This is a genomic window from Roseinatronobacter sp. (assembly GCF_051859525.1).
Lineage (GTDB): Bacteria > Pseudomonadota > Alphaproteobacteria > Rhodobacterales > Rhodobacteraceae > Roseinatronobacter.
On sequence record NZ_JBHYFM010000003.1, the window covers coordinates 111,253 to 133,042 of the forward strand.

Annotated in this window: 20 protein-coding genes; 6 read left to right on the top strand and 14 right to left on the bottom strand. The window is 59.8% G+C overall.

The genetic code is table 11. The features are described 5' to 3' along the window. Positions 1-180: 180 nt before the first annotated feature. The 7 genes from ACTIE1_RS04930 to pyrH form a co-directional block, all read right to left on the bottom strand. The gene (locus tag ACTIE1_RS04930) at positions 181-342 is read right to left on the bottom strand and encodes a hypothetical protein (RefSeq protein WP_439562271.1); all 162 of its coding nucleotides are present in this window, start codon (positions 340-342) and stop codon (positions 181-183) included. A 308-nt stretch (positions 343-650) separates the two neighbouring features. Beyond that, entirely contained in the window at positions 651-1,985 is a 1,335-nt protein-coding gene (gene rseP / locus ACTIE1_RS04935; protein ID WP_439562272.1) for an RIP metalloprotease RseP, read from the bottom strand. A 36-nt stretch (positions 1,986-2,021) separates the two neighbouring features. After that, positions 2,022-3,197 carry a 1-deoxy-D-xylulose-5-phosphate reductoisomerase gene (gene dxr / locus ACTIE1_RS04940; protein WP_439562273.1) on the bottom strand — a complete coding sequence of 392 codons (1,176 nt, stop codon included), beginning with the start codon at positions 3,195-3,197 and terminating at the stop codon, positions 2,022-2,024. Position 3,198: 1 nt separating this feature from the next. Next, positions 3,199-4,008 carry a phosphatidate cytidylyltransferase gene (locus ACTIE1_RS04945; RefSeq protein ID WP_439562274.1) on the bottom strand — a complete coding sequence of 270 codons (810 nt, stop codon included), beginning with the start codon at positions 4,006-4,008 and terminating at the stop codon, positions 3,199-3,201. Then, entirely contained in the window at positions 4,005-4,751 is a 747-nt protein-coding gene (locus tag ACTIE1_RS04950) for an isoprenyl transferase (protein ID WP_439562380.1), read from the bottom strand. The genes ACTIE1_RS04945 and ACTIE1_RS04950 overlap by 4 nt, the downstream gene beginning before the upstream one ends. 50 nt (positions 4,752-4,801) lie before the next feature. Further along, positions 4,802-5,365 carry a ribosome recycling factor gene (gene frr / locus ACTIE1_RS04955; protein WP_439562275.1) on the bottom strand — a complete coding sequence of 188 codons (564 nt, stop codon included), beginning with the start codon at positions 5,363-5,365 and terminating at the stop codon, positions 4,802-4,804. Positions 5,366-5,464: 99 nt separating this feature from the next. After that, positions 5,465-6,196, bottom strand: a complete 732-nt coding sequence (gene pyrH, locus ACTIE1_RS04960) for a UMP kinase (RefSeq protein ID WP_439562276.1) — start codon at positions 6,194-6,196, stop codon at positions 5,465-5,467. 118 nt (positions 6,197-6,314) lie between these two features. Here pyrH and miaA point away from each other — a divergent pair, with 118 nt between their 5' ends. After that, a complete protein-coding gene (gene miaA / locus ACTIE1_RS04965; protein WP_439562277.1) occupies positions 6,315-7,214 on the top strand; it encodes a tRNA (adenosine(37)-N6)-dimethylallyltransferase MiaA in 900 nt (299 codons plus the stop codon). Between the two features lie 144 nt (positions 7,215-7,358). Further along, entirely contained in the window at positions 7,359-8,186 is an 828-nt protein-coding gene (locus tag ACTIE1_RS04970; RefSeq protein ID WP_439562278.1) for an AraC family transcriptional regulator, read from the top strand. Here the strand turns inward: ACTIE1_RS04970 and ACTIE1_RS04975 are convergent. Further along, positions 8,180-8,344 (bottom strand): DUF2256 domain-containing protein, encoded by a 165-nt coding sequence (locus ACTIE1_RS04975; protein WP_439562279.1) that lies wholly within the window; start codon positions 8,342-8,344, stop codon positions 8,180-8,182. The genes ACTIE1_RS04970 and ACTIE1_RS04975 overlap by 7 nt on opposite strands. A gap of 1 nt (position 8,345) precedes the next feature. Beyond that, positions 8,346-9,884 (bottom strand): FAD-binding domain-containing protein, encoded by a 1,539-nt coding sequence (locus tag ACTIE1_RS04980; RefSeq protein ID WP_439562280.1) that lies wholly within the window; start codon positions 9,882-9,884, stop codon positions 8,346-8,348. Positions 9,885-10,004: 120 nt separating this feature from the next. On the opposite strand from ACTIE1_RS04980, the gene ACTIE1_RS04985 reads away from it, so the two are divergent. Beyond that, positions 10,005-10,460 carry a CAP domain-containing protein gene (locus ACTIE1_RS04985; protein WP_439562281.1) on the top strand — a complete coding sequence of 152 codons (456 nt, stop codon included), beginning with the start codon at positions 10,005-10,007 and terminating at the stop codon, positions 10,458-10,460. A gap of 96 nt (positions 10,461-10,556) precedes the next feature. After that, on the top strand, positions 10,557-13,124 hold the full coding sequence (gene pepN / locus ACTIE1_RS04990) for an aminopeptidase N (RefSeq protein ID WP_439562282.1): 2,568 nt from the start codon (positions 10,557-10,559) through the stop codon (positions 13,122-13,124). 49 nt (positions 13,125-13,173) lie between these two features. On the opposite strand, the gene ACTIE1_RS04995 is transcribed toward pepN, so the two are convergent. The 4 genes from ACTIE1_RS04995 to ACTIE1_RS05010 all read right to left on the bottom strand — a co-directional run bounded on the left by ACTIE1_RS04995 (position 13,174) and on the right by ACTIE1_RS05010 (position 18,088). Then, positions 13,174-15,891 carry an ATP-binding protein gene (locus ACTIE1_RS04995; protein ID WP_439562283.1) on the bottom strand — a complete coding sequence of 906 codons (2,718 nt, stop codon included), beginning with the start codon at positions 15,889-15,891 and terminating at the stop codon, positions 13,174-13,176. A 2-nt stretch (positions 15,892-15,893) separates the two neighbouring features. Further along, on the bottom strand, positions 15,894-16,214 hold the full coding sequence (locus ACTIE1_RS05000) for a hypothetical protein (RefSeq protein WP_439562284.1): 321 nt from the start codon (positions 16,212-16,214) through the stop codon (positions 15,894-15,896). Continuing rightward, positions 16,211-16,579: a response regulator transcription factor gene (locus tag ACTIE1_RS05005; RefSeq protein WP_439562285.1), complete on the bottom strand. Its 369-nt coding sequence runs from the start codon at positions 16,577-16,579 to the stop codon at positions 16,211-16,213. The genes ACTIE1_RS05000 and ACTIE1_RS05005 overlap by 4 nt, the downstream gene beginning before the upstream one ends. A 183-nt stretch (positions 16,580-16,762) precedes the next feature. Further along, a complete protein-coding gene (locus ACTIE1_RS05010) occupies positions 16,763-18,088 on the bottom strand; it encodes a helix-turn-helix domain-containing protein (RefSeq protein WP_439562286.1) in 1,326 nt (441 codons plus the stop codon). A 217-nt stretch (positions 18,089-18,305) separates the two neighbouring features. On the opposite strand from ACTIE1_RS05010, the gene accB reads away from it, so the two are divergent. Both accB and accC read left to right on the top strand, forming a co-directional pair. Beyond that, the gene (gene accB / locus ACTIE1_RS05015; protein WP_439562287.1) at positions 18,306-18,806 is read left to right on the top strand and encodes an acetyl-CoA carboxylase biotin carboxyl carrier protein; all 501 of its coding nucleotides are present in this window, start codon (positions 18,306-18,308) and stop codon (positions 18,804-18,806) included. A gap of 10 nt (positions 18,807-18,816) precedes the next feature. After that, positions 18,817-20,169 (top strand): acetyl-CoA carboxylase biotin carboxylase subunit, encoded by a 1,353-nt coding sequence (gene accC, locus ACTIE1_RS05020; protein ID WP_439562288.1) that lies wholly within the window; start codon positions 18,817-18,819, stop codon positions 20,167-20,169. 29 nt (positions 20,170-20,198) lie between these two features. On the opposite strand, the gene dacB is transcribed toward accC, so the two are convergent. Continuing rightward, on the bottom strand, positions 20,199-21,683 hold the full coding sequence (gene dacB, locus ACTIE1_RS05025; RefSeq protein ID WP_439562289.1) for a D-alanyl-D-alanine carboxypeptidase/D-alanyl-D-alanine endopeptidase: 1,485 nt from the start codon (positions 21,681-21,683) through the stop codon (positions 20,199-20,201). Between the last annotated feature and the right edge of the window lie 107 nt (positions 21,684-21,790).

Sequence of the window (21,790 nt, forward strand, 5' to 3'; positions counted from 1 at the left end):
TATCCGGCCCCGTATTTCCGCATTATTGTTAGATCACTGCCTAGCGACTAAACACAAAAGAGTCAAAGCAATCGCGGCCTGAATTCATCTTGGTGCGGGGGGTGTTGCTTGCAGACCCATGCGAAACGCAAAAAAGCGTGCGACAGGCGCACGCTTCAAGTGTTGCCGGTGGGGCGCAGCCTAGCGCGGCGGCACAATTTCCTGAGGGGCGTAGCCCAGATACATAGACAGACCAGCGGCGACACCCATGCCAGCCACGATCAGCGCAATAACAAGAACCTTATCCGCAATGCTTTGCCAGATAATGCGGAAATTTTCCAGTTCACTATCGATATATGCCATACGAGCCTCCTGATTTGTTAGGTTTCTCAGGAAAGTTTGGCACGAATGAGGCACAGCAGTGTCGTTGCCGTGGCAGTCCGGCCCGCAGCATTTTCAGGGCACAACCGACGGGCAGTCAGGCTTGGCAGCATTCAAACGCGAAAGACCGACGCGTTTCGGCGCTTGAACGGCGCGCCGAAACATTTTTTAGAGCATGTCGCGTTCATTCGCATTCACTCGACATGCTCTAACTTATTGGTTTTGCATGTTCGAGAAGCTCAAAACCGGTTCCCACTTTTGAGCAACATGCACTAACGCCCGCGTGGCGTTCAGCACGTCAAATCAGTGAACAATGCGAAGGCAAAAAGCGTCAGCACCAGCGACAGACCGATTGCCATAAGGACGCGTATGGCCCTGTCGCTGGCGGGTCGCCGCATCACGGCTTCATACGCGTAGAACACCAGATGCCCGCCATCCAGTGGCGGTATCGGAAACAGGTTCAGGAAACCGATGGCAACCGACAGAACCGCAATGAACCAGACCAGTTCAAACACACCGTCACTGGCCATCGCAGCCGAGGCTTCCGCGATCCCGATCGGGCTGGACAGGTTGCAGGTGCTGATCTGCCCCAGAACCATATAATAAAGCCCTTCGACCGATGTGCGCAGCACGCGCCATATCTGCGTTGCCGCCATTGTCGCGGCGTCAAGGACACTGGGCGTTTGCGTGGCGTATTCAAACACCGCCCCTGATGTCAGCCCGATCAGATACCGTGTTTCAAACCCGCCATCCGGCAAGGGCAGGTCCGTGCTGCGCGGCACCAGCGTCAGGTTCACCACCTCACCATTGCGCCAGACCGTCAGGTCCAATGCGCCACCCGCGGATTCGGCGACCAGTTCGCGCAACTCTCGGAAGGTGGCGATGGGCGTGCCATCAATGGCGGTGATCACATCGCCGGGCTGCATGCGCGCCTCGCGTGCTGCCGATTGCATGGCCACGGAACCCGCAAGCGGCGGTTGCGGGTGCGGGCCGGTCACTTGCAGCACACGCCCGTCGCGGTCCACACGGTAATTCAGCACAGCTTGCGCGGGCAGTGTTTCAGCCGCAGAAAGGAAGTCGCCCAGTGTCGCGGTCTCCACCCCCTCAACGGCCAGAATGCGATCGCCCTGCTCCAACTCGAATGGCTGTGCGGGCAAAGGCGTGATTTCACCAACGACAGGTTCATCAACCGCAACGCCCTGCACCATCATAAGCGCGGCAAATACAAAGAATGAAAAGATGAAGTTGAAAACCGGCCCTGCCGCAACCGTTGCCGAGCGCGCCCATAGGGGCGCACCATGCATGGTGCGGCGGCGCGCGCTGTCATTCATGCTTGATATTGCATCAGCATCCTTGCCCGAGGCCGCATCCGCATCACCTGCGAATTTGACATAGCCCCCCAGCGGGATTGCAGCGATCTGCCAAACCGTGCCGCGCCGGTCCTTGCGGCTGGCCAGAACCGGCCCGAACCCGATTGAAAACACATCCGCATGAATTCCGGACCAGCGCCCGACAATGTAATGGCCATATTCATGCACAGCAACGATGATCGAGAGCACCACCACAAACGCCGCGATTGTATAGAAAAAGTTGCCAAAACTGGGCAGAAACCCGATCAAATCCAAGTGCTTTCCCCTTTGTCGCGCCAGACAGGGCGGCGCTTAACTTCTATTGAACAGGCGTGACACAAGTTCGCGCGCTGTTGTTCTTGCCATTTGGTCCATGGCCTGCACTGTTTCAAGCGCCTGCACCGGCGCGGTTAGACCGCTGTCAGACATAAGCCGTTCCAGCGTTTGGTCTACCAGCCGCGCCATATCAAGGAAACCGATACGCCCGGCAATAAATTCATCCAGCGCGACTTCTTTTGCAGCATTGAAGGCCGCGCCGGCATGGCCGCGCATATCCATCACCTCTCGGGCGATGCGCAAAGCGGGAAAGCGTTCGGGGTCGGGCGTTTCAAAGTCCAGCTGACGCAGGGTCGCAAAATCCAGCCGTGGCACTGGCAGCGCGGCACGATCCGGCCAGTTCAGCGCATAACCGATGGCATGGCGCATATCGGGCATGCCCATATGCGCCATCATCGCACCATCCCGAAACCCCACCAAAGCGTGCACAATGGATTGCGGGTGGATCACAGTTTCGATCTGTGCAGGATCAAGGCCAAAGAACTCGCGTGTTTCGATCAATTCCAGCGCCTTGTTGAACATGCTGGCAGAATCGATGGTAATGCGCTGGCCCATAGACCAGCTTGGGTGAACCTGCGCCTGCGCCAGACTTGCCGTTTCCAGTTCCGACTTGGTCCAGCCTCGGAACGGCCCGCCGGATGCCGTGATGACAACACGCTCCACTGTGGCGATATCTTCGCCGACGAGGGCCTGAAACACGGCGGAATGTTCACTGTCAACAGGCAGGATACGCCCGCCATGCCGTGCCGCGCAGTCCATCATCAGCGGACCGGCAGTAACCAGCGATTCCTTGTTGGCCAGTGCAAGCGTGGCCCCTTGTGACAGGGCGCGAACCCCCGGCACCAGCCCCGCCGCACCCACGATTGCGGACATAACCCAGTCCACGGGCCTGTCGGCCGCATCAATCAGGGCCTGTGTGCCAGCGGCAACCTGAACGCCGCTGCCTGCCAGCGCATCGCGCAGGGCCGGAAGGCAGTCTTCATATGCCGTGACGGCAAGTTCGGCCCGCAGCATGCGCGCCTGCTGTGCAAGCCGTGCAACATTGCGCCCGCCCGTCAGCGCGACAACCTGAATGTCGGCGCGGCGCGACAGCAGATCAAACGTGCTTTCCCCGATGGACCCCGTGACACCGAACACAGAAACCCGTCTCACGTCAGTGACCTGCCACTTGTTCAAATGCCAGCGCCATCAGGCCGGTTTCCGTCAGCAGCAGCACCATCAGCGCGGCGGCAATCATGGCATCAAACCTGTCCATAACCCCGCCATGTCCGGGTATCAGGTTCGAGCTGTCCTTGACACCGGCATGACGCTTGATCGCGCTTTCGGCGATATCGCCCGCCTGACCCGCCATTGCCACAAGAACCGAAAGCACCAGCAGACCTGCACCCGCGCCCAAAACCCCCATGAATGCCCAGCCTATGGCCACAGCGACAGCCCACCCCGCAACCGTGCCGGACCAGGTTTTTTTCGGGCTGACACGCGGCCATAGTTTGGGGCCGCCAAAAATGCGGCCCGCAAAATACCCTGCTACATCCGACCCGATGACCAGCAATACCAGCCACAATACCCAGTCCCAACCATGCACATTGCGCAGCAGGATCAGCCCCAGCCCCGCGAACAGGATCAAGGCCAGATAGGCGGCGGCGACCCCGCGATCTTTTGGAAACCGCCACGCCAGCAACAGCACGGACAGCGCCAGCACGCCCAGTAACACCGCGCCTGACAGCTTGGCGGAAAACACCCATAGCGCGACAGCCGCACTTAGCCCTGCCGCTTCCGCCTTGCCGGACGGGGCGGCGGGGTCCAGCATACGCGTCAGTTCCCACACCATTGCGCCGGTCAGGACATAGACCAGCAGCTCGAATGCCAGCCCGCCCGCCCAGACTGCCGCAATTCCGATGACAGCCATTGCAAGCCCCGACAGGGCACGCGCTCGCAGGTCACTGAAACTCGCCGCACTCATGCGTTTACCCCGCCGAAACGGCGTTCACGCTTGGCAAAGTCGTTCAGGATATTCTGCATGCTTAGGGGGGTAAAATCCGGCCAGAGGGTGGCCGTAAACACATATTCGGAATAGGCCGCTTGCCATGGCAGGAAATTCGACACACGGGTCTCGCCAGAGGTGCGGACAACCAGATCGGGGTCTGGCAATTGTCGCGTGTCAAGGTAGCGCGACAGAACATCGTCATTTATGTCATCGGCGTCCAGTTTGCCTGCGGCCACATCACGGGCAATGGCGCGGGTCGCGCGCGTGATTTCATCGCGACCACCGTAGTTCAGCGCAACAGTCAGATGCACGCGGTCATTTCCAGCGGTTTCGGTTTCAATCCACTGGATAAGCATCTGCAAATCGTCATTCAGCCGCGTCCGGTCCCCGATGAAGCGCAACCGCACGCCTTCGCGCTTCATGCGCCCCGCCTCGCGCCGGATGTAGCGCGCAAAAAGCGACATCAGGCCCAGCACTTCCTCGGTGGAGCGCTTCCAGTTTTCCGTCGAGAACGCATAGAGGGTCAGATAACGAATGCCCAGTTCGGGGCACATCTCGACCAGTTTGCGCACCTGTTCCGCCCCTTTGCGATGCCCGACAAGGCGCGGCCAGCCACGGTTTTGCGCCCAGCGCCCGTTCCCGTCCATGATGACCGCCACATGCAAATCCCGCGGCAACGCGGGATGGTCACGGTCGTGCGGGACTGACTTGTCGAACATCATTCACCAGAAACCTTCTCAACTGGCGTCCGCCAGCGGGTTTGGCAGACTCAAACCTGCATTATTTCTTCCTGCTTGCCATCCAGCGCCTTGTCAACGTGGACAATATAGCTGTCGGTCAGGTCCTGAATCTCTTCTGACCAGAGTTTCTGTTCATCCTCTGACATGCCAGCTGCTTTTGCCTTCTTGATCTGGTCCATCCCGTCACGGCGCACATTTCGGATGGCCACACGCGCATGTTCGGCATATTGCGCGGCAACGCGCGTCAATTCGCGGCGGCGCTCTTCGTTCAGTTCGGGGATCGGCAGCATGATGATCGTGCCGTTCAGCTGCGGGTTGATGCCCAGACCGGATTCGCGGATCGCGCGTTCGACCTTGCCGACAAGGCCCTTGTCCCAGACATTGATTGTCACCATGCGCGGTTCGGGCACGTTCACACTGCCCACCTGATTGATCGGGGTCATCTGGCCATAGGCTTCAACCATGATCGGTTCCAGCATTGTCGCTGATCCGCGCCCTGTCCGCAAAGATGCGAATTCGGTTTTCAACGCACTCATGGCGCCATCCATGCGGCGCTTCAGATCATCCAGATCAATTTCAATTTCGTCTGACATCCTAATATTCCCTGTCACTGGGCCAGCATCGCATGATGCAGCAAGCTTCCCGTCTTTTAGCGTCAACATTGCGGCTTTGTAAGCCCGTGTCGACCAGCCCTAGTCCGAAACGCGGGTATATGTCCCTTCCCCGCGCAAAATACCGCTAAATCCGCCCGGCTCATCCAGCGAAAACACGATGATCGGCAAGTGGTTATCGCGCGCCAGCGCAATGGCCGAGGCATCCATCACCTGCAAATGTTTGACCAGCACATCGTCAAAGCTGATGGTGTCAAAACGGCGTGCATCCGCATGTTTCTTGGGGTCTTTGTCATAGACGCCGTCAACCTTGGTGCCCTTGAAAATCGCCTCGCAGGCCATTTCATTGGCGCGCAACGTGGCGGCGGTGTCCGTGGTGAAATAGGGGTTTCCGGTGCCGGCTGCAAAAATACACACGCGTTTCTTTTCCAGATGGCGCACCGCGCGGCGGCGGATATAAGGTTCGCAGACCTGATCCATGGGAATGGCGCTGATGACGCGGGTAAAGACGCCCAGATCCTCCAGCGCGGCCTGCATGGCCAGCGCATTCATCACTGTGGCCAGCATGCCCATATAATCGGCCGTGGTGCGTTCCATCCCCTGCGCGGAGCCCTGCAACCCGCGAAAGATGTTGCCGCCCCCGATCACCATACAAATCTCGACGCCCATATCATGGACGGATTTGACTTCTTGCGCGATGCGCGCAACCGTTGGCGGGTGCAGGCCATAGCCCTGATCCCCCATCAGCGCCTCGCCCGAAATTTTCAGCATCACGCGTTTATAGGTGGTGCGGGTTTCTGGGGCTTCACTCATGGGACAGTCCTTTTTCTTGGCACGCGCGGCAGAACTTGCGGCAGGGCGCTTTCATCACGCTGCAAAATGTCGGAAAACGGGCGCAGGTTCAATGTGAAAGCGGGCAGAGATGCAGGAAATGACCGATCCATCGCAGATGGCACTGGCGCGGCTGCACGCCCAACCGCCAGACACTGCGCGCCCCGTCCTGCTGGCCGGTCCCACAGCCAGCGGCAAGTCGGCGCTGGCCCTTTGGCTGGCCCGCACCCAAGGGCGGGTGATCATCAATGCCGATGCACTACAGGTCTATGATATGTGGCGCGTGCTTAGTGCGCGCCCTGACAATGATGAAACCGCGCTGGCCCCGCATTTTCTGTATGGCTGTGTTGCGCGCGGTCAGGACTGGTCGGTGGGGCACTGGCTGCGCGCGCTGCGCCCGATTCTGTTGCGCCACCCGAATGCAGTTATCGTGGGGGGAACGGGCCTGTATTTTCGGGCACTGACCGAAGGGCTGGTCGAGATTCCGCCGACGCCCGCAGACATTCGCGCCCAAGCCGATCGGCACATGGCGGCCAATGGCGCCGCAGCCTTGCTGGCCGAACTGGACCCTGCGACAGTTGCACGGATCGACACTGCCAACCCCGCCCGCATCCAGCGCGCATGGGAAGTGTTACGCACCACCGGACGCGGGCTGGCCAGTTGGCAAGACGACACCCCGCCCCCGCTGCTGCCGCAAGGCGACACGACGCCCTATGTCCTGCGCCCCCCCAAGGACTGGCTGAACACCCGAATCGATTCGCGGTTTGACACCATGATCGCCGCTGGCGCGTTGGAGGAGGCGCGCGCGATGCTGCCACACTGGTCCCCCGGCGCGCCCTGGACCAAGGCAATCGGCGCACCAGAGTTGATTGCCCATCTGCAAGGCCATATGTCGTTGTCCGATGCCATTGATGCCGCTAAACTTGCTACGCGGCAATACGCAAAACGGCAACGAACATGGTTCAGAAACCGGATGCAGGGCTGGATTTCCCTGCCATAAGCGCAATTTCCCCCGAAAGTCAGAGTCACAGAATTGCCACGCCATCCGGAAATATGTCCGATCTGACACATCTGCGTGATTGATTTTCCTTCCACTGGTCCGCTTCGGCCTTACTGTCGCAAGGCCTTGGGGGACAGATAAGCAATGATGCAGATACCTGAACAACCGTCACGCCTGCGGATGAAACCACTGGCGAAACTGGCCAACAGTCCGAAATGGCAACTGGAAACACTACGCGCCCTGAACGAGCCGCTGTTTTTGTGGTTCACCCACGGGCAGGGCCGCATAACCATTGCGGGCAGTGCGCGCGGGTTCCACCCGCATAACGCCATTTTCATACCGGCAGGTGTCATGTTCAACTTTCAGGCCATGACCCGCGTGCAGGGCATGGCAATCTATTTCGGGCACAAGCATGGTCTGGACCTGCCCGACCGCCCCCTGCACCTGCGCCTGCGCGAGGGTGGCCACCAATCCGAAGTGGGGCAGATCATCGATGCGATTCACCGTGAACTGGATGGCGGCCGCCCGCTGGCAGAACGCGCCGCACTTTTTCAGGCTGGCCTGTTGTCGGTCTGGCTGGATCGCCACCGCGCCGAGCAGGCAAAGGACACAAGTCAGGCTGGACCCCGCAATGCCAATGAACGGCTTACCGCACGCTACACAGCGCTGCTGGAGCGTGAATTCGGATCGGCGCTGAATATCTCGGATTACGCGACAGCGCTTGGTGTGACGCCGACACATCTGACCCGCGCCTGCCGTGCAAGTTGCGGGCGCACTGCGCTTGCGCTGCTACAGGACCGCCGCCTGTATGAAGCACGCCGCATGCTGTCGGAAACGACCGTGCCCGTTCAGGACATTGCGCGCGGATTGGGGTTTTCGACAGCGGGCTATTTTGCACGCGCCTTCGCACAGCAAACAGGCCAGCCGCCCACCGCGTGGCGCAAGGCCCATAGCGGCATCACGCGTCACTGATCCGGCGCGCGGGCCTTCGGCCTGGTGTCGCGGCACCTGTCCGAGCAATAGCGCACCTCTTGCCAGACGCGCGCCCATTTCTTGCGCCATGCAAACAGGCGCCCGCAGGTGGCGCATATTTTTTGTGGCAATTCGGATTTGCGGCGCATACGGGCCATATCACAAATCCAGTCGCAACTGTGCGGGGTTATCCTTGCTGCGCCGCGCTGCCGCCTGACGCAGGGTGCCTGCGTTGCTGCGGTCGGTTCCCCGCGCGCGCGACGCGTGTTTATGGGCAACCGCCTGCGCCACGTCACGAAACCCAGCCTGTTTGCGCAGACCCCAAAGCGTTTCACGCGCAAATTTCCCTGCCTGCGCCAGATCGATAACCGGCGCGGGATACCGCTGCCCCAACATGCGCCGCCCTTCCGGCCAGGTCCAGGGTGTGTGGATATGCGACTGGGGCACATTTGCCAGTTCCGGAACCCATGCCCTGATGAAACGTCCGTCAGGGTCATGGTCAAGCCCTTGTTTGACGGGGTTATAAATGCGTATGGTATTTATCCCTGTGGTGCCCGATTGCATCTGGCATTGCGACCAGTGAATTCCCGGCTCGTAATCCGTGAACATCCGCGCCAGATGCGGGCCGCTGTCGCGCCAGTCCAGCCAAAGATGATAGCTGGCAAATGACATCAGCATGGCACGCATTCGGAAATTCAGCCAGCCGGTGGCATGCAGATAGCGCATGCAGGCATCAACAAAGGGAACACCGGTTTCCCCGTGCGCCCATGCCTGCAAACGGTCCTGATCCCGCCCGCGCGGGCGCAGGTTTTCATGCGCCGGATGCAGGCACTGGGTTTCCAGCTGCGGTTCATCCTCCAGTTTCTGGATGAAATGGTCCCGCCACGCCAGACGCTTGGCGAAGCTGTTGAAGGCCGCCGACCATCCACCCTGCCCCGCATGGCGCGCGCGCGCCTGCTGGCGGGCATGCTCGACCTCTCGGACCGACAAAACCCCCAATGCCAGATATGGCGACAAGCGCGAACAGGCCCGTTCAGCCGTCAGCGGCGACGACATTTGCGCCCGATACCCCTGCCCGCGCGTTTCCAGAAATGTCTGCAAGGTATGGGTCGCGGCTGCATGCCCGCCACGCTGGCGGCTGGGACATGCATCAGGACTCAGGCGCAAGGCTTTCGCGTCTGGCAAATGCTCCAGCGTTGTGATCGCTGGCTGGATGGGGGCCAGGGCCTGCGGCGCGGCAGCGGCCTGCCCGGCCATGAATTTCGCGCGCTGGCTTTGCCAGCCATCACGCGATGCCAGCCGCCGCACAACGGCAGATTGCGGCAGTTCCAGCCACTCGACACCCGCGCCGCGCGCCCATGCGCCGACACGCCGGTCGCGCGCGTATGTCCAGCCGTTGCCGGTTTCTTCTTGGCTGATCATCCGCGTCACGTTATGGCGCTGGCACAGACGCGACAATTCCTGCACAGCGCAGCCCATGCGAACAATAAGCGGCTGCCCAAGGCGCGCCAGATCTTCGCGCAGACTGTGCAGGCATTGGGCGGTAAAGGCCCATTGCCGTCCGGATGTGTCGGGTAATGCCCAATATTCGGGTTCGATAATATATACCGGCAGCACATATGAGCCCGCAGCCACAAGCGCAGGATGATCGTGAACACGCAGATCGCGTTTGAACCAGACAAGGACAGGGCTATACATAACAGCAATGACATATCGCAGGAAAATGGCGGGTCAAGCACGTTTGTTCACATAATGTTCACTTCCGTGGTGTATTTCAATCATATCGAAGGTCTGCAAGGAAAGGGCTGGGGTAGTTATGTGTTAAAACTTAAACTGTTTGTCATACTCTGTCTGGCGTGGCTGCCCCTGCAAGCGCGCGCATGTCCGGTCCCTGTGAATGACGAACTCGGTATTCATCTCGATACTCTGAACCGCGAGCGACAACGCGCGGGCCTGCCCGCATTTACCCTGTCTGCCGAATTGACACGCATTGCACAAGATCACGCCTGCGACATGTCCAGACGCGGGTATTTCAGCCATAACAGTCCGGATGGCAGGGGCATGATGGACCGGCTGGCGAATGCTCGGGTCACGGGCATATGCCGCGCCGCTGAAAATATTGCCAAGGGACAACGCGATGTGCCCCATGTCATGCGTGTGTGGCTGCAATCGGACGGACACCGGCGCAATATTCTTGACCAGCGCCTGACATTGGTCGGTTTCGGGCGCGCACCGGGTGCGTATTGGGTGCAGTTATTTGCGGCACCATGCTGACCGCAGGCCGCACAAATAGCACACTGGCACAACGGGTGTTTGCTGTCAGTGACAGTCTGGGCTACACCCTGCCCGTCACCCTGCCGGAGGAACTGAATGCCCGACACGACACCCCAGCCCGTCTTCCTTGCCGATTACCAGCCGCCGCCGTTTCTGGTGGATTCGGTCGCGCTGACATTCCGGCTGCACCCCAAGGCTGCGCGGGTGATGTCCGAAATCCGCTTTCGCCCGAACCCGGATGCAACGCCGGGCCATGACCTGCGACTGGATGGCGAAGGGCTGATCTTGCTGCAGGCCAGCATTGACGAAACCCCGCTGGATGCCCGACCGGACGCAACCGGCCTGACCATTCCTGCGGCGCGGCTGCCAGATGGTGCGTTTGTGTGGCGGGCAGAGGTCGAGATTGCACCCGAAGGCAATACCGCGCTTGACGGATTGTATATGTCAGGGGACATGTACTGCACCCAATGCGAGGCTGAAGGCTTTCGCAAGATCACCTATTACCCCGACCGTCCGGATGTGATGGCCCCGTTTCGCGTCCGTATCGAAAGCGATATGCCGGTGCTGTTGTCGAACGGGAACCTTGCCGCTTCTGGTGACGGCTGGGCGGAATGGCATGACCCCCACCCCAAACCGTCTTATCTGTTTGCGTTGGTTGGTGGTGATCTTGTGGCAACGCGTGACAGATTCACGACAATGGACGGGCGCGACGTCGCATTGAACATTTGGGTCAGGCCCGGTGATGAGGAGAGCACGGCCTTTGCAATGGAGGCGCTGAAGCGTTCCATGTTGTGGGATGAACAGGTTTACGGCCGAATCTATGACCTGGACGTTTTCAACATTGTCGCTGTTGATGATTTCAACATGGGGGCCATGGAAAACAAAGGCCTGAACATTTTCAACTCCCGTTATGTTCTTGCCACGGCGGAAACGGCAACCGACACGGATTTCGCCAGCATTGAACGCATTATCGCGCATGAGTATTTCCACAACTGGACAGGCAACCGCATTACCTGCCGCGACTGGTTCCAGTTGTCGCTGAAAGAAGGGTTGACCGTGTTTCGCGACCAGCAATTCATGGGCGATATGCGCAGCCATGCGGTCAAACGGATCGAAGATGTCCTGACGCTGCGCACACGCCAGTTCCGTGAAGATGCAGGTCCGCTGGCCCACCCTGTCCGCCCCGAAAGCTATGTCGAGATTAACAATTTCTACACAGCTACCGTCTATGAAAAAGGGGCTGAACTTATCCGGATGCTACGCCTGCTGGTTGGCGAAGACCGCTATGCCGCGGCCCTTGACCTGTATTTCAACCGCCATGACGGGCAAGCCTGCACGATCGAGGACTGGATTGCCGTGTTTGAAGAAGCGGGCGGACGGGATCTTTCCCAGTTCAAGCGGTGGTATGAACAGGCGGGCACACCGCGCATTGACGTGACCGAAGACTGGCAGGACGGTCGACTGACGTTGAGCATGCGCCAGCATACAGCGCCCACACCGGGGCAACCGCTGAAAGAACCCCTGCTGATTCCGGTCGCTGTGGGTTTGATCGGATCTGACGGAGGTGAAGTTTTGCCGACGCGGGTTCTGGAACTGGACAGCCCGACCCTTGACGTTACGTTCGACGACCTTCCTGCGCGGCCTGTCGTATCCCTGCTGCGGGGGTTTTCCGCGCCTGTGATCGTGCACCATGACCAACCGGCTGCTGACCGCGCCGTGTTGTTGGCGCATGACACCGACGCCTTCAACCGGTTCGAGGCGGGACGCAGCCTTGCGCGTGACAGCTTGCATGCCATGATCTTGCAGCATGCGACGCAACCTGACCCGCATTTCGCAAATGCCTTGCGCGTCCTGCTGTGCGACAACGCGCTGGACCCCGCTTTTCGCGCGCTTGCCTTGCGCTTGCCAAGTCAGGAAGACCTAGCCGCCTCGCTTTTTGATGCGGGACATACGCCTGATCCGGTTGCAATATTTCATATGCGCCAAGCCGCAAGCAAGGCAATCGCCACAGCGCTGGAACCCGAACTGGCCCGGCTTGCACAGGACATGGCAACCCCCGGCCCGTTCAACCCCGATGCAAAGGATGCGGGACGCCGCGCATTGCGCATTCAGGCGATCGCGCTTCTGGCCCATGCAGATAATGGCGCGGCAGCACGACAGTGCCTTGCCCAAGCCAACAATATGACCGAAGAAATGGGCGCGTGGTCAGCCCTTCTTGGGATCGGGGAAGGCGCGCCCGAAGGCGCAGAGTTTTACGCCCGCTGGGGGCATGACAGGCTGGTCATGGACAAGTGGTTTACCGCCCAGATCGTCCATGCCGGCCCTGACGCTGCAGTGGCGCTGACCGAAGACCTGACCCGCCATCCGAAATTCGAGTGGAAGAACCCCAACAGGTTCCGCGCGGTTATCGGCGCGCTTGGCGCGAATCCTTGCGGCTTTCATGTTCCGGACGGGACAGCGTACCGGCTGGTCGCTGACTGGCTTCTGCGCCTTGATGCCGTCAATCCGCAGGCTGCTGCGCGCAACTCAACCGTTTTCGAAACATGGCGGCGCTATGATACAGCGCGACAGGTGCTTATGCGCACCGAACTGGACCGCATCGCCACGCACCCAAACCTGAGCCGTGACATGAGCGAGATGGTGGCGCGAATGCTGGGCGACTAGGTGCAGGCGACAAATGCGACCCTGCCCGCGACGCCCCATGGCGCGGCGGTCACTCCGCCGTTGCGGGGGCAGAACCAGACCCGGAAGGGCGTTCCAACAGCAGCGGCAGACTAACCCGGAATGCCGCGCCGCCCTGCCCGGGGACATAGTCGATATCGCCGCCAAGATTGTTCATGATCTCGCGGCAGATTGCCAAACCCAGCCCTGCCCCGCCCGCCTGCAACGAATCCGTCAACCGAGAGAATTTTTCAAAGATCAGGGCCTGTTTGTCGCGCGGAATACCGGACCCGTTATCAATGAAATCAACCTCGAGCATGGATTTGTGCTGCCGCACAATGATTTTCATCTGCGGGTCGGTCGCATCGCAATATTTCCGCGCATTTGACAGTATGTTGATAAACACCTGCGTCAGACGCCCGGGATCGGTGACAATCTCCACGTCTTCGGGATCACGGCTGCGCAGGATACGAAAGGTCCGCTGCGCCTGCACTGATTTGGACGCGGTGATGGATTTGTCGATCAGATCGCGCAAATTGACCGGCCGTATATCGAGCGACACCTGCCCGTGTTCCAGCACACTCAGGTCAAGCAAATCGTCCAGCAGCCGCGTCAGGCGGATGGATTCATCGTGGATAATGCGGGCAAAATGCGTCTGTTCCTGTGCGCTTAACCCGTCAGCATCCATCATGATTTCGGAAAATGCACGAATAGAGGTCATGGGCGTGCGCAGCTCGTGGCTGATCTGACTTAGAAAGGCATCTTTCTGGTCCGAGAGGGTGCGTAGCTTCTCATTCGCATCGCGCAATTTGCGCGCGGTGCGGGACAATTCCTCGGATTTCGCCTCCAGCTGACTGGAATATTCGATAATCTGCGCGGTTTCCGACGCCACCGCCATCAGATCCTCGACCGAGACAACTGTTGCACCAACCGTTTGCGAAATCATTGCATGCGCTGTTGCAGCGCCCACCGAACCTGACATCTTCAGTTCCAGCGCTTGCAGGAATTCCGGCGTAATGTCAGGCAGAAATCCGTTCTTGCCCTGCGCCTGTGCCTGCACACGGAAAAACGCCTGCCCTTCGCTGGCGCCCAATATGCGTTGCGCCATGGGCAACAGGTCCTCGGCTTGGGCGACGGGGTTGGTCCAGCTGCGCGCAGGGCCGGGGCGGTCGAAGATATTGACGAACAGCGCGCCCTGAACCCGTTCGATCGGGCTGGGCAGGCTTAACAGCGACCCAAGACAGAACGCCAGCGTATTCAGCGACAGCGACCAGAACAGCGCATGCAATAGCGGGTCCAGCGTTGTCAGCCCGAACAGGCTGTAGGGGCGCAGCCATGACTGGCCGAACAGGCCCTGATCCATCAGCGTTGCAGACAGCAGCACATCCGGCCCGAAACTGGGCAGAAACAGCGCGTAAAACCACAAGAACGTGCCAAGCCCGAGCCCCAGCGCGGCACCATTGCGACTTGCCCCGCGCCAGAACAACGCCCCCAACAACGCTGGAAGCACCTGTGCCACGCCAACAAAAGCCACAAGGCCAATGGCGGCCAGGGCTTCGGTCCCGCCGGAAATAATGTAATAGATATATCCCAGCCCCAGAACCAGACTGATGGACAAACGCCGCACACTCAGCACCAGCAAACGCATGTTTCCAGTGTCCAGATTTCGCGCCGCACGCAGCTTCAGCCACAATGGCACAACGATATGGTTGGACACCATCGTCGCCAGCGCAAGCGACGCCACAATGACCATGGAGGTTGCCGCCGAAAACCCGCCAAGAAACGACAGAAGCGCCAGACCATCCTGCCCCAGATGCAGCGGCAGCGTCAGCACGAACATGTCGGGATTGGCACCCTCGGGCATCAGTTCCATGCCGATCACGGCAATAGGCAACACAAATAGCGAAATCAGAAACAGGTATAGCGGGAATGCCCAACTGGCCGTTGCAAGGTGTTTGTCATCGATATTTTCAACCACGGTCACCTGAAACATGCGCGGCAGGCAGATGATCGCGATGGCAGACAGCAAAATCAGGCCGGTCCACCGACCCGGCTGGATTGTCCATTCCGGCAGGGCCTGCGCATCTATGCGCGTCAATATATCGGTGGGGCCGGATGCCACGAACCACACAACGAAAATACCCACGGCAATCAACGCAAGCAATTTGACCACCGCCTCGACCGCAATCGCGGTGACGACACCGTGATGCTGTTCATTCGCATCCAGATTGCGCGTGCCGAACGCGATGGTGAAAAACGTCAGGCCCGCGGCCACCCAGAATGCGATCAGGTTGCGATCTGCGGCAAGTGGGGCGCGCCCCGTATCTGACACAAATACCGTGAAGGACAGCGCGATCGACTGAAGTTGCAGCGCTATATACGGGGTTCCCGCTGCGACGCACAGCAGCGTTACGATAACCCCCAGAAGGTTCGACTTCCCGTAGCGTGCGGAAATCATGTCGGCGATGGATGTAACACGGTTTTCACGGCCAATGCGCACCAGTTTGCGCAACACCACCCACCACCCGACAAAGACCAGTGTCGGCCCCAGATAGATGGTCATGAATTCCAGCCCCGAACGCGCGGCGTAACCGACTGCGCCGTAAAACGTCCATGCTGTGCAATACACGGACAGGGACAGCGTATAAACCAAAGGCGAGCGCAACCACTTTGCCCGTCCCTGCAACGCGCTGCGTTCTGCGGCCGAGGCTACAATGAACAGGAAAATCACATAGGCGATGCAGGTCAGAACAAGCAGGTTGAACGACATGCCTAGCTGTCCTGCGAAATGGACGGGGGGGACTCAGGCTGGTGCTGCGGCATGGGGGTGACATGCGGGGGCGGCGGGCGCAAAGTGCGGCGCAACCATAGCGACATGATGAATGCGATCACAATCAACCCGATCCAGACGGCAAACAGATACACCGCCTCTGCCGCTGTCGCCGGGCTCTCCGAGCCCGAATCAAGTCGCATCAGCGGAAGCAGCAACAACACCAACCCGATGACCGGCAGCATTCGCGCCGCATCCATAAGCCGCCGCATGCGGTAACTGTCGCGGGCCAGAAACTGTGTGCTGCGGGACGGAAGTTTCATGGACCCGCCATTTCACGAACCGCCGCAACCACGTCTGAATTCGCAAACGGCTTGGTCATAAAGCGGGTGACGCCCAGACGCTCGGCTTCTTCGCGGTCGGCTGTTTGTCCTTTGGCCGTCAGCATCAGCACGGGCATGGCCTGTGTGACCGGATCGGCGCGCAATGCCTTCAGAATGTCAAAACCGCTGACATCAGGCAGCATCAGGTCAAGGATCAGTAAATCCGGGGGGTTCGCCTGCAAATCACCGATAGCCGCAATCCCGTCGGCTGTTACATCGACATGCCAGCCGTTTCGCGTCAGGATGAACCTTATCGCCTCCGATATGTTGGGCTCGTCTTCGACCACGACCACGCGCTTGTCCATTACGGTTTCCCCCCCGTCATCGGCGGCAACGCTAGAATTGCGGCGCCTGATCTTGCGTCACGCAACAGGACAGGTCGACCGGACCAGTTGCGCGCCCATACAGTCCAGCCCCCCTCCCAAGTGGTGCCGAGCTACAGTTTTATCCTGCATTCCATCCTATCTGTCAAAGTCCGATCTTGCCGTTCATGCAAAAGCGACAAGTATGGACGGCTCGCGCCGTGCAGGACAATCGGCCTGTGCGCAGGTCCGGCATGTTCCGCCAACAATCAGGGGTTGAGCATCCGCCGGTATCGCAGGGCCGGCCTGTGCCACGATCAGCATTGTCGATTGCATCACTGGCGGGTAGTCGAAACTTGGCGGCGCATCGGATGCGCATATCGCATAGGCGGTGAAGTGCCGCCCCAAGCGCCCATCTGTCAGAAGATGCACACGAAACGCACGTCCGGGACTGTGCTGCGCCTGATACAGCGGCCATAGCGGGCACGCCCCGCCGAAACGCGGCATGGGAAAACCGTCAATGGCCCGACGCAGCACCAATGTGCCGGAACCATCACAAACGGCCAGTCCGGTCGCCGGAACACCACGCTTGCGCGCCGCCTCGGTGGGCAACATGGCCAGCCGCCTTAGAACCTGTTGCAAAGGCACGCCAAAACGCGCGGCCAACAGATCAGGGGCCATGCCCACCTCTGTCAGCGCATCCAAAAATACATCCAGCGGAAGCGCGCGTGCATCGTCTTGAAGGCGGGCCAGCCATTGCAAGGCCAAACTGCGCGATGCATCCGAGGACAGCTCGACCTGCCCATCCACCAAATCCGGCAACGCCCCCTGATTTCCGTCCTCCAGCGCAGGAAGGTGAAACCCGAGACGCGCCAACCATGCCTCGACTTCTTCCTGCGGGGCGGCAAGTCCGCTTTCAGTGTCGTCGGCAGCATCAAGATAATTGACCAGCGCCACCGCCCCCTCGGCCAGCCGCTTGGAGTCGTTTAGAATATTCGCGTGGAACCGCGCCTGCCATTCCGGCGCGATCTCGCCCCCGTCATTCAGGATTGCCGCCGTCGATTGCACAGATGTCACAGCCGAAATAATTTCATGCAGCGCGGCCCCCAGATAGGGATCATGCGTCATGCGGTCACTTAGCTGCTCGACCACGCGTTCCAGTGTTTCCACGCGGGCCTGTGTTTCCGCCAAAACCTTGGCCCAACCGGGAAACCGTCCTGTAAATTCATCGACTCTTTCCAGATCGACGATGTCGGTATCGGCGCGCAATGCCGCCGCACGCGCACCTTCGACAAACCGGATATCATTGTCCTGAACCAGTGAATCTTCGGACACCCCAAGGGCTTGCGCCACGGCATGCAGCAATGGCGGGCTGACCTTGCGGCGGTTATGTTCAATAAGGTTCATATAGGATGGCGACACACCCACCATCTGCGCCAGATCAGACTGGCGCAAGCCACGCAAATTGCGCCTTGCGCGAATGCGTGTTCCTGTAAGACTGGATTTTGACACGATAGCGCCCCCCCGACAAAGGAACTTTACAAAACTTTACAGTGATGGAAAGAGAAATTCCCGCTGATGTGCCGCGTCCATGCGCGGGCGGCTGCGCGTTTTCGGCACGGGATCGGGAAAACCATGCTTCACACCGGGGCCACACTACCGTATAAGCGGGCCGGAAATGGGGTGTTCTGTACGCCCTTGTCAGTTATGTCAGCATATCGAGGACCATATGGATCAGACCCGCAATGACGCCGATGTAGCCTTTATCAAAGCCCTTGCGGAACTTCTGAACGAGAATGATCTGTCCGAGCTTAGCGTGAAGCGCGAATATGGTGAAAAAGACAGTCTGAATGTGCGCGTGTCCAAAATGATGGCGCAGCAATTTGTTACGGCAGCACCTGCGCCACACCCTCAGGCTACGGCAATGCCGACCCACGCCCCGCAAACAGCAGCCCCGGCACCGGACTCAAGCGCCGCCGCCGATCCTGCGCAACACCCCGGCGCAGTTGCCAGCCCGATGGTCGGAACCGCCTATCTGGCACCCGAACCGGGCAGTGCGAATTTTGTCGCAATCGGGGATCAGGTCAGCGAAGGGGACACGTTGCTGATTATCGAAGCCATGAAAACCATGAACCATATTCCTGCGCCGCGCGCCGGTGTGGTCAAGCGCATTCTGGTCGCCGATGGCAGTCCGGTCGAATATGGCGCGCCGCTGATGATCATCGAATAAGGCGCATGTGATGTTTCAGAAAATCCTGATAGCCAATCGCGGGGAAATCGCGCTGCGCGTTATTCGCGCATGCCGCGAAATGGGTATCGCGTCCGTCGCCGTGCATTCCACCGCAGATTCTGATGCGATGCATGTTCGTATGGCCGATGAGGCCATCTGCATCGGTCCGCCTCCGTCAGGCCAAAGCTACCTGTCTGTTCCCGCAATTATTTCTGCATGCGAAATTTCGGGGGCGGATGCGATTCACCCCGGCTACGGGTTCCTGTCGGAAAATGCAGCTTTCGTGCAGGTGGTTGAAGATCACGACATTACCTTCATCGGCCCGTCGGCGGAACATATCCGCATGATGGGCGACAAGATCACCGCCAAGGACACCATGAAGGCACTGGGCGTGCCATGTGTTCCCGGATCGGATGGTGGCGTTGCCGATCTTGAAACTGCGAAAACAGTTGCGGCGGAAATCGGATATCCGGTTATCATCAAGGCCACAGCAGGCGGTGGCGGGCGCGGCATGAAGCAGGCGCATAACCCGTCCGAGCTGGAATCCGCCTTCCGCACAGCCCGATCCGAGGCGAAAGCCGCCTTCGGCAATGATGAAGTCTATATCGAGAAGTATCTAAGCACCCCCCGCCATATCGAGGTTCAGGTGTTTGGCGATGGCAAGGGCAATGCCGTTCATCTGGGCGAACGCGACTGTTCCCTACAGCGCCGCCACCAGAAAGTTCTGGAAGAAGCGCCCAGCCCCGCCATTGATACGGAAACGCGCGCGCGCATTGGCCAGACCTGCGCCGAGGCAGTGGCCCGCATCGGCTATCGCGGTGCCGGCACAATCGAATTCCTGTATGAGAATGATGAATTCTATTTCATCGAAATGAACACCCGCTTGCAGGTCGAACACCCTGTGACCGAAGCAATCTTTGGCGTCGATCTGGTGCGCGAACAGATCCGCGTTGCGGCAGGGGCGGATTTGTCCTTTGCGCAAGACGATCTTCAGGTGCTGGGTCACGCGGTCGAAGTGCGTATCAATGCTGAAAAGCTGCCCAACTTCACCCCCTGCCCCGGTCGGGTAAATACCTATCACGCGCCGGGGGGGTTGGGCGTCCGGATGGATTCAGCGCTGTATTCGGGCTATTCCATCCCGCCCTATTATGACAGCCTAATTGCCAAACTTATCGTCCATGGTCGTGACCGCCCCGAAGCGCTTGCGCGATTGAACCGCGCCTTGGGCGAATTGATCATCGACGGCGTTGACAGTTCAGTCCCGCTGTTCCGTGCGCTTCTGGAACAAGATGATGTGCTGACAGGAAACTATAACATCCACTGGTTGGAGAAGTTTCTGGCGCAAGCGCTGGACGCAAAATAGTGACGATATAAGGCGCGCAGGCAATCCCGTCAGGAATGTGCCTGCGCCCAACGAAACAGCATGTCCTGCTGCATGTTGCGCGCGGTACGCGCCCAGGCCGCTGTGCCATCAGGGCGATCCATATCGCCCCCCGCGACCTGCGACCGGCGCGACAGATCTGCCGAACACATGGCAAAAGCCAGATCACGCCCGCCTGGTGCCGCGACATAGCCGCCAAGTGCGGACACAAAGTAAAGTGTTCCCGTCTTGGCGCGCACATCTATTCCGGGGTTCGACATGATATTTCCGTTGGCATCGCGCAACGGGTGTTCACGCAACAACCCGCGAAGCACGCCTTCCTGCCCCGCACGCCGGAACATATTGCACAGATCGACCATGGACACGCGCGATGCGGCCCCAAGGCCGGAATGGTCCACAAGGCGCGCACTTGACATGCCATAACGCGCCCGCGCCCAATCTGACATCTGGCTTGCAGAGGCCGCCAGACTGCGCGGCGCGACACCGGCCTGAACGGCACTGGCCATCATGCCCACGGCCTCGGCCGTGATATTCGTTGAAAACCGCAATGTGTCGCGCAGCACTTCCGTCAACACCTTGGAGCGATGCTCGACCAACACCCGCCCATCGGGCACGGCTTGCATCACCTGCGGGGCGGGCAGCGTTATCCCCTGACCAGTGCCAAGCGCGCGAAGCACCTCGCCTGCATAAAGTTCGGGGTGGCGCACAGGCAGCCAGCGCGACCCGCTATTGCCCAAAGCGCCGCGCGCAACCGTCCATGAATCCTGCGTCTGGCTGCGGCTGTAGGTATATAGGGGGCTGGAGCGGTTGACGACCTGCATACGCGCCATCTGCACGGCGGGCCGGTGCCTGTCAGACCGTCCGTCCATGGTCACGGTGTAGTCATTGCCCGCGCGCGTCCAGCCGAAATGCACCCGATTAAAATTCAGGTTCAGCCCCGACACCGTGGCGTTATATCCGGCTTGCGGGGCCTGATCATTGGCGATCTGTTCCACGAATGGCAATGCGCCGCCCCAAACAAGAAAGCGCCCCTCGACGCGCTGCACACCTGCGCCACGCAATTCGGCGGCCATGCGCGCCAGATCATCCGTGTCCAACAACGGATCACCGCCGCCCGCCAGCACCAGATCCCCGCGCAACACGCCATCTGCAATGGTGCCGCTGGTCATCAGCCGGGTCCGGAACTGATAGGCCCCGCCCAAGGTATCCAGCGCATACAAGCTGGTCAGGGTTTTGGCGACACTGGCAGGCGGCAGGGCTGTATTCCCGCCGCGACCTTCCAGCAAATTGCCGCTGCCCATATCCATGACGGCATAGGACAGATCCCCCCCAAGCCCCGCGCGCGAAACAATACGGTCGGCTGGCTGTGCAGGCCGTTCCTGCGGACGGCGAGAGCGCTCTGGCGCTTCGGCACATGCTGGCAGAGCACATAGCGCACCGCCCCCAACCAGCAGGCGCAAAACACTGCGCCGGTCCCCTTCTGCCCCCCAAATCATTCAACCATCCCCGTTACACCACATGAACCAATCAAACACGCGCCCCCCCAAGAACCCGCATCATGAAAGCTTAACCAATTTTCAGGATCAAGTTAAAGAAATTCCCT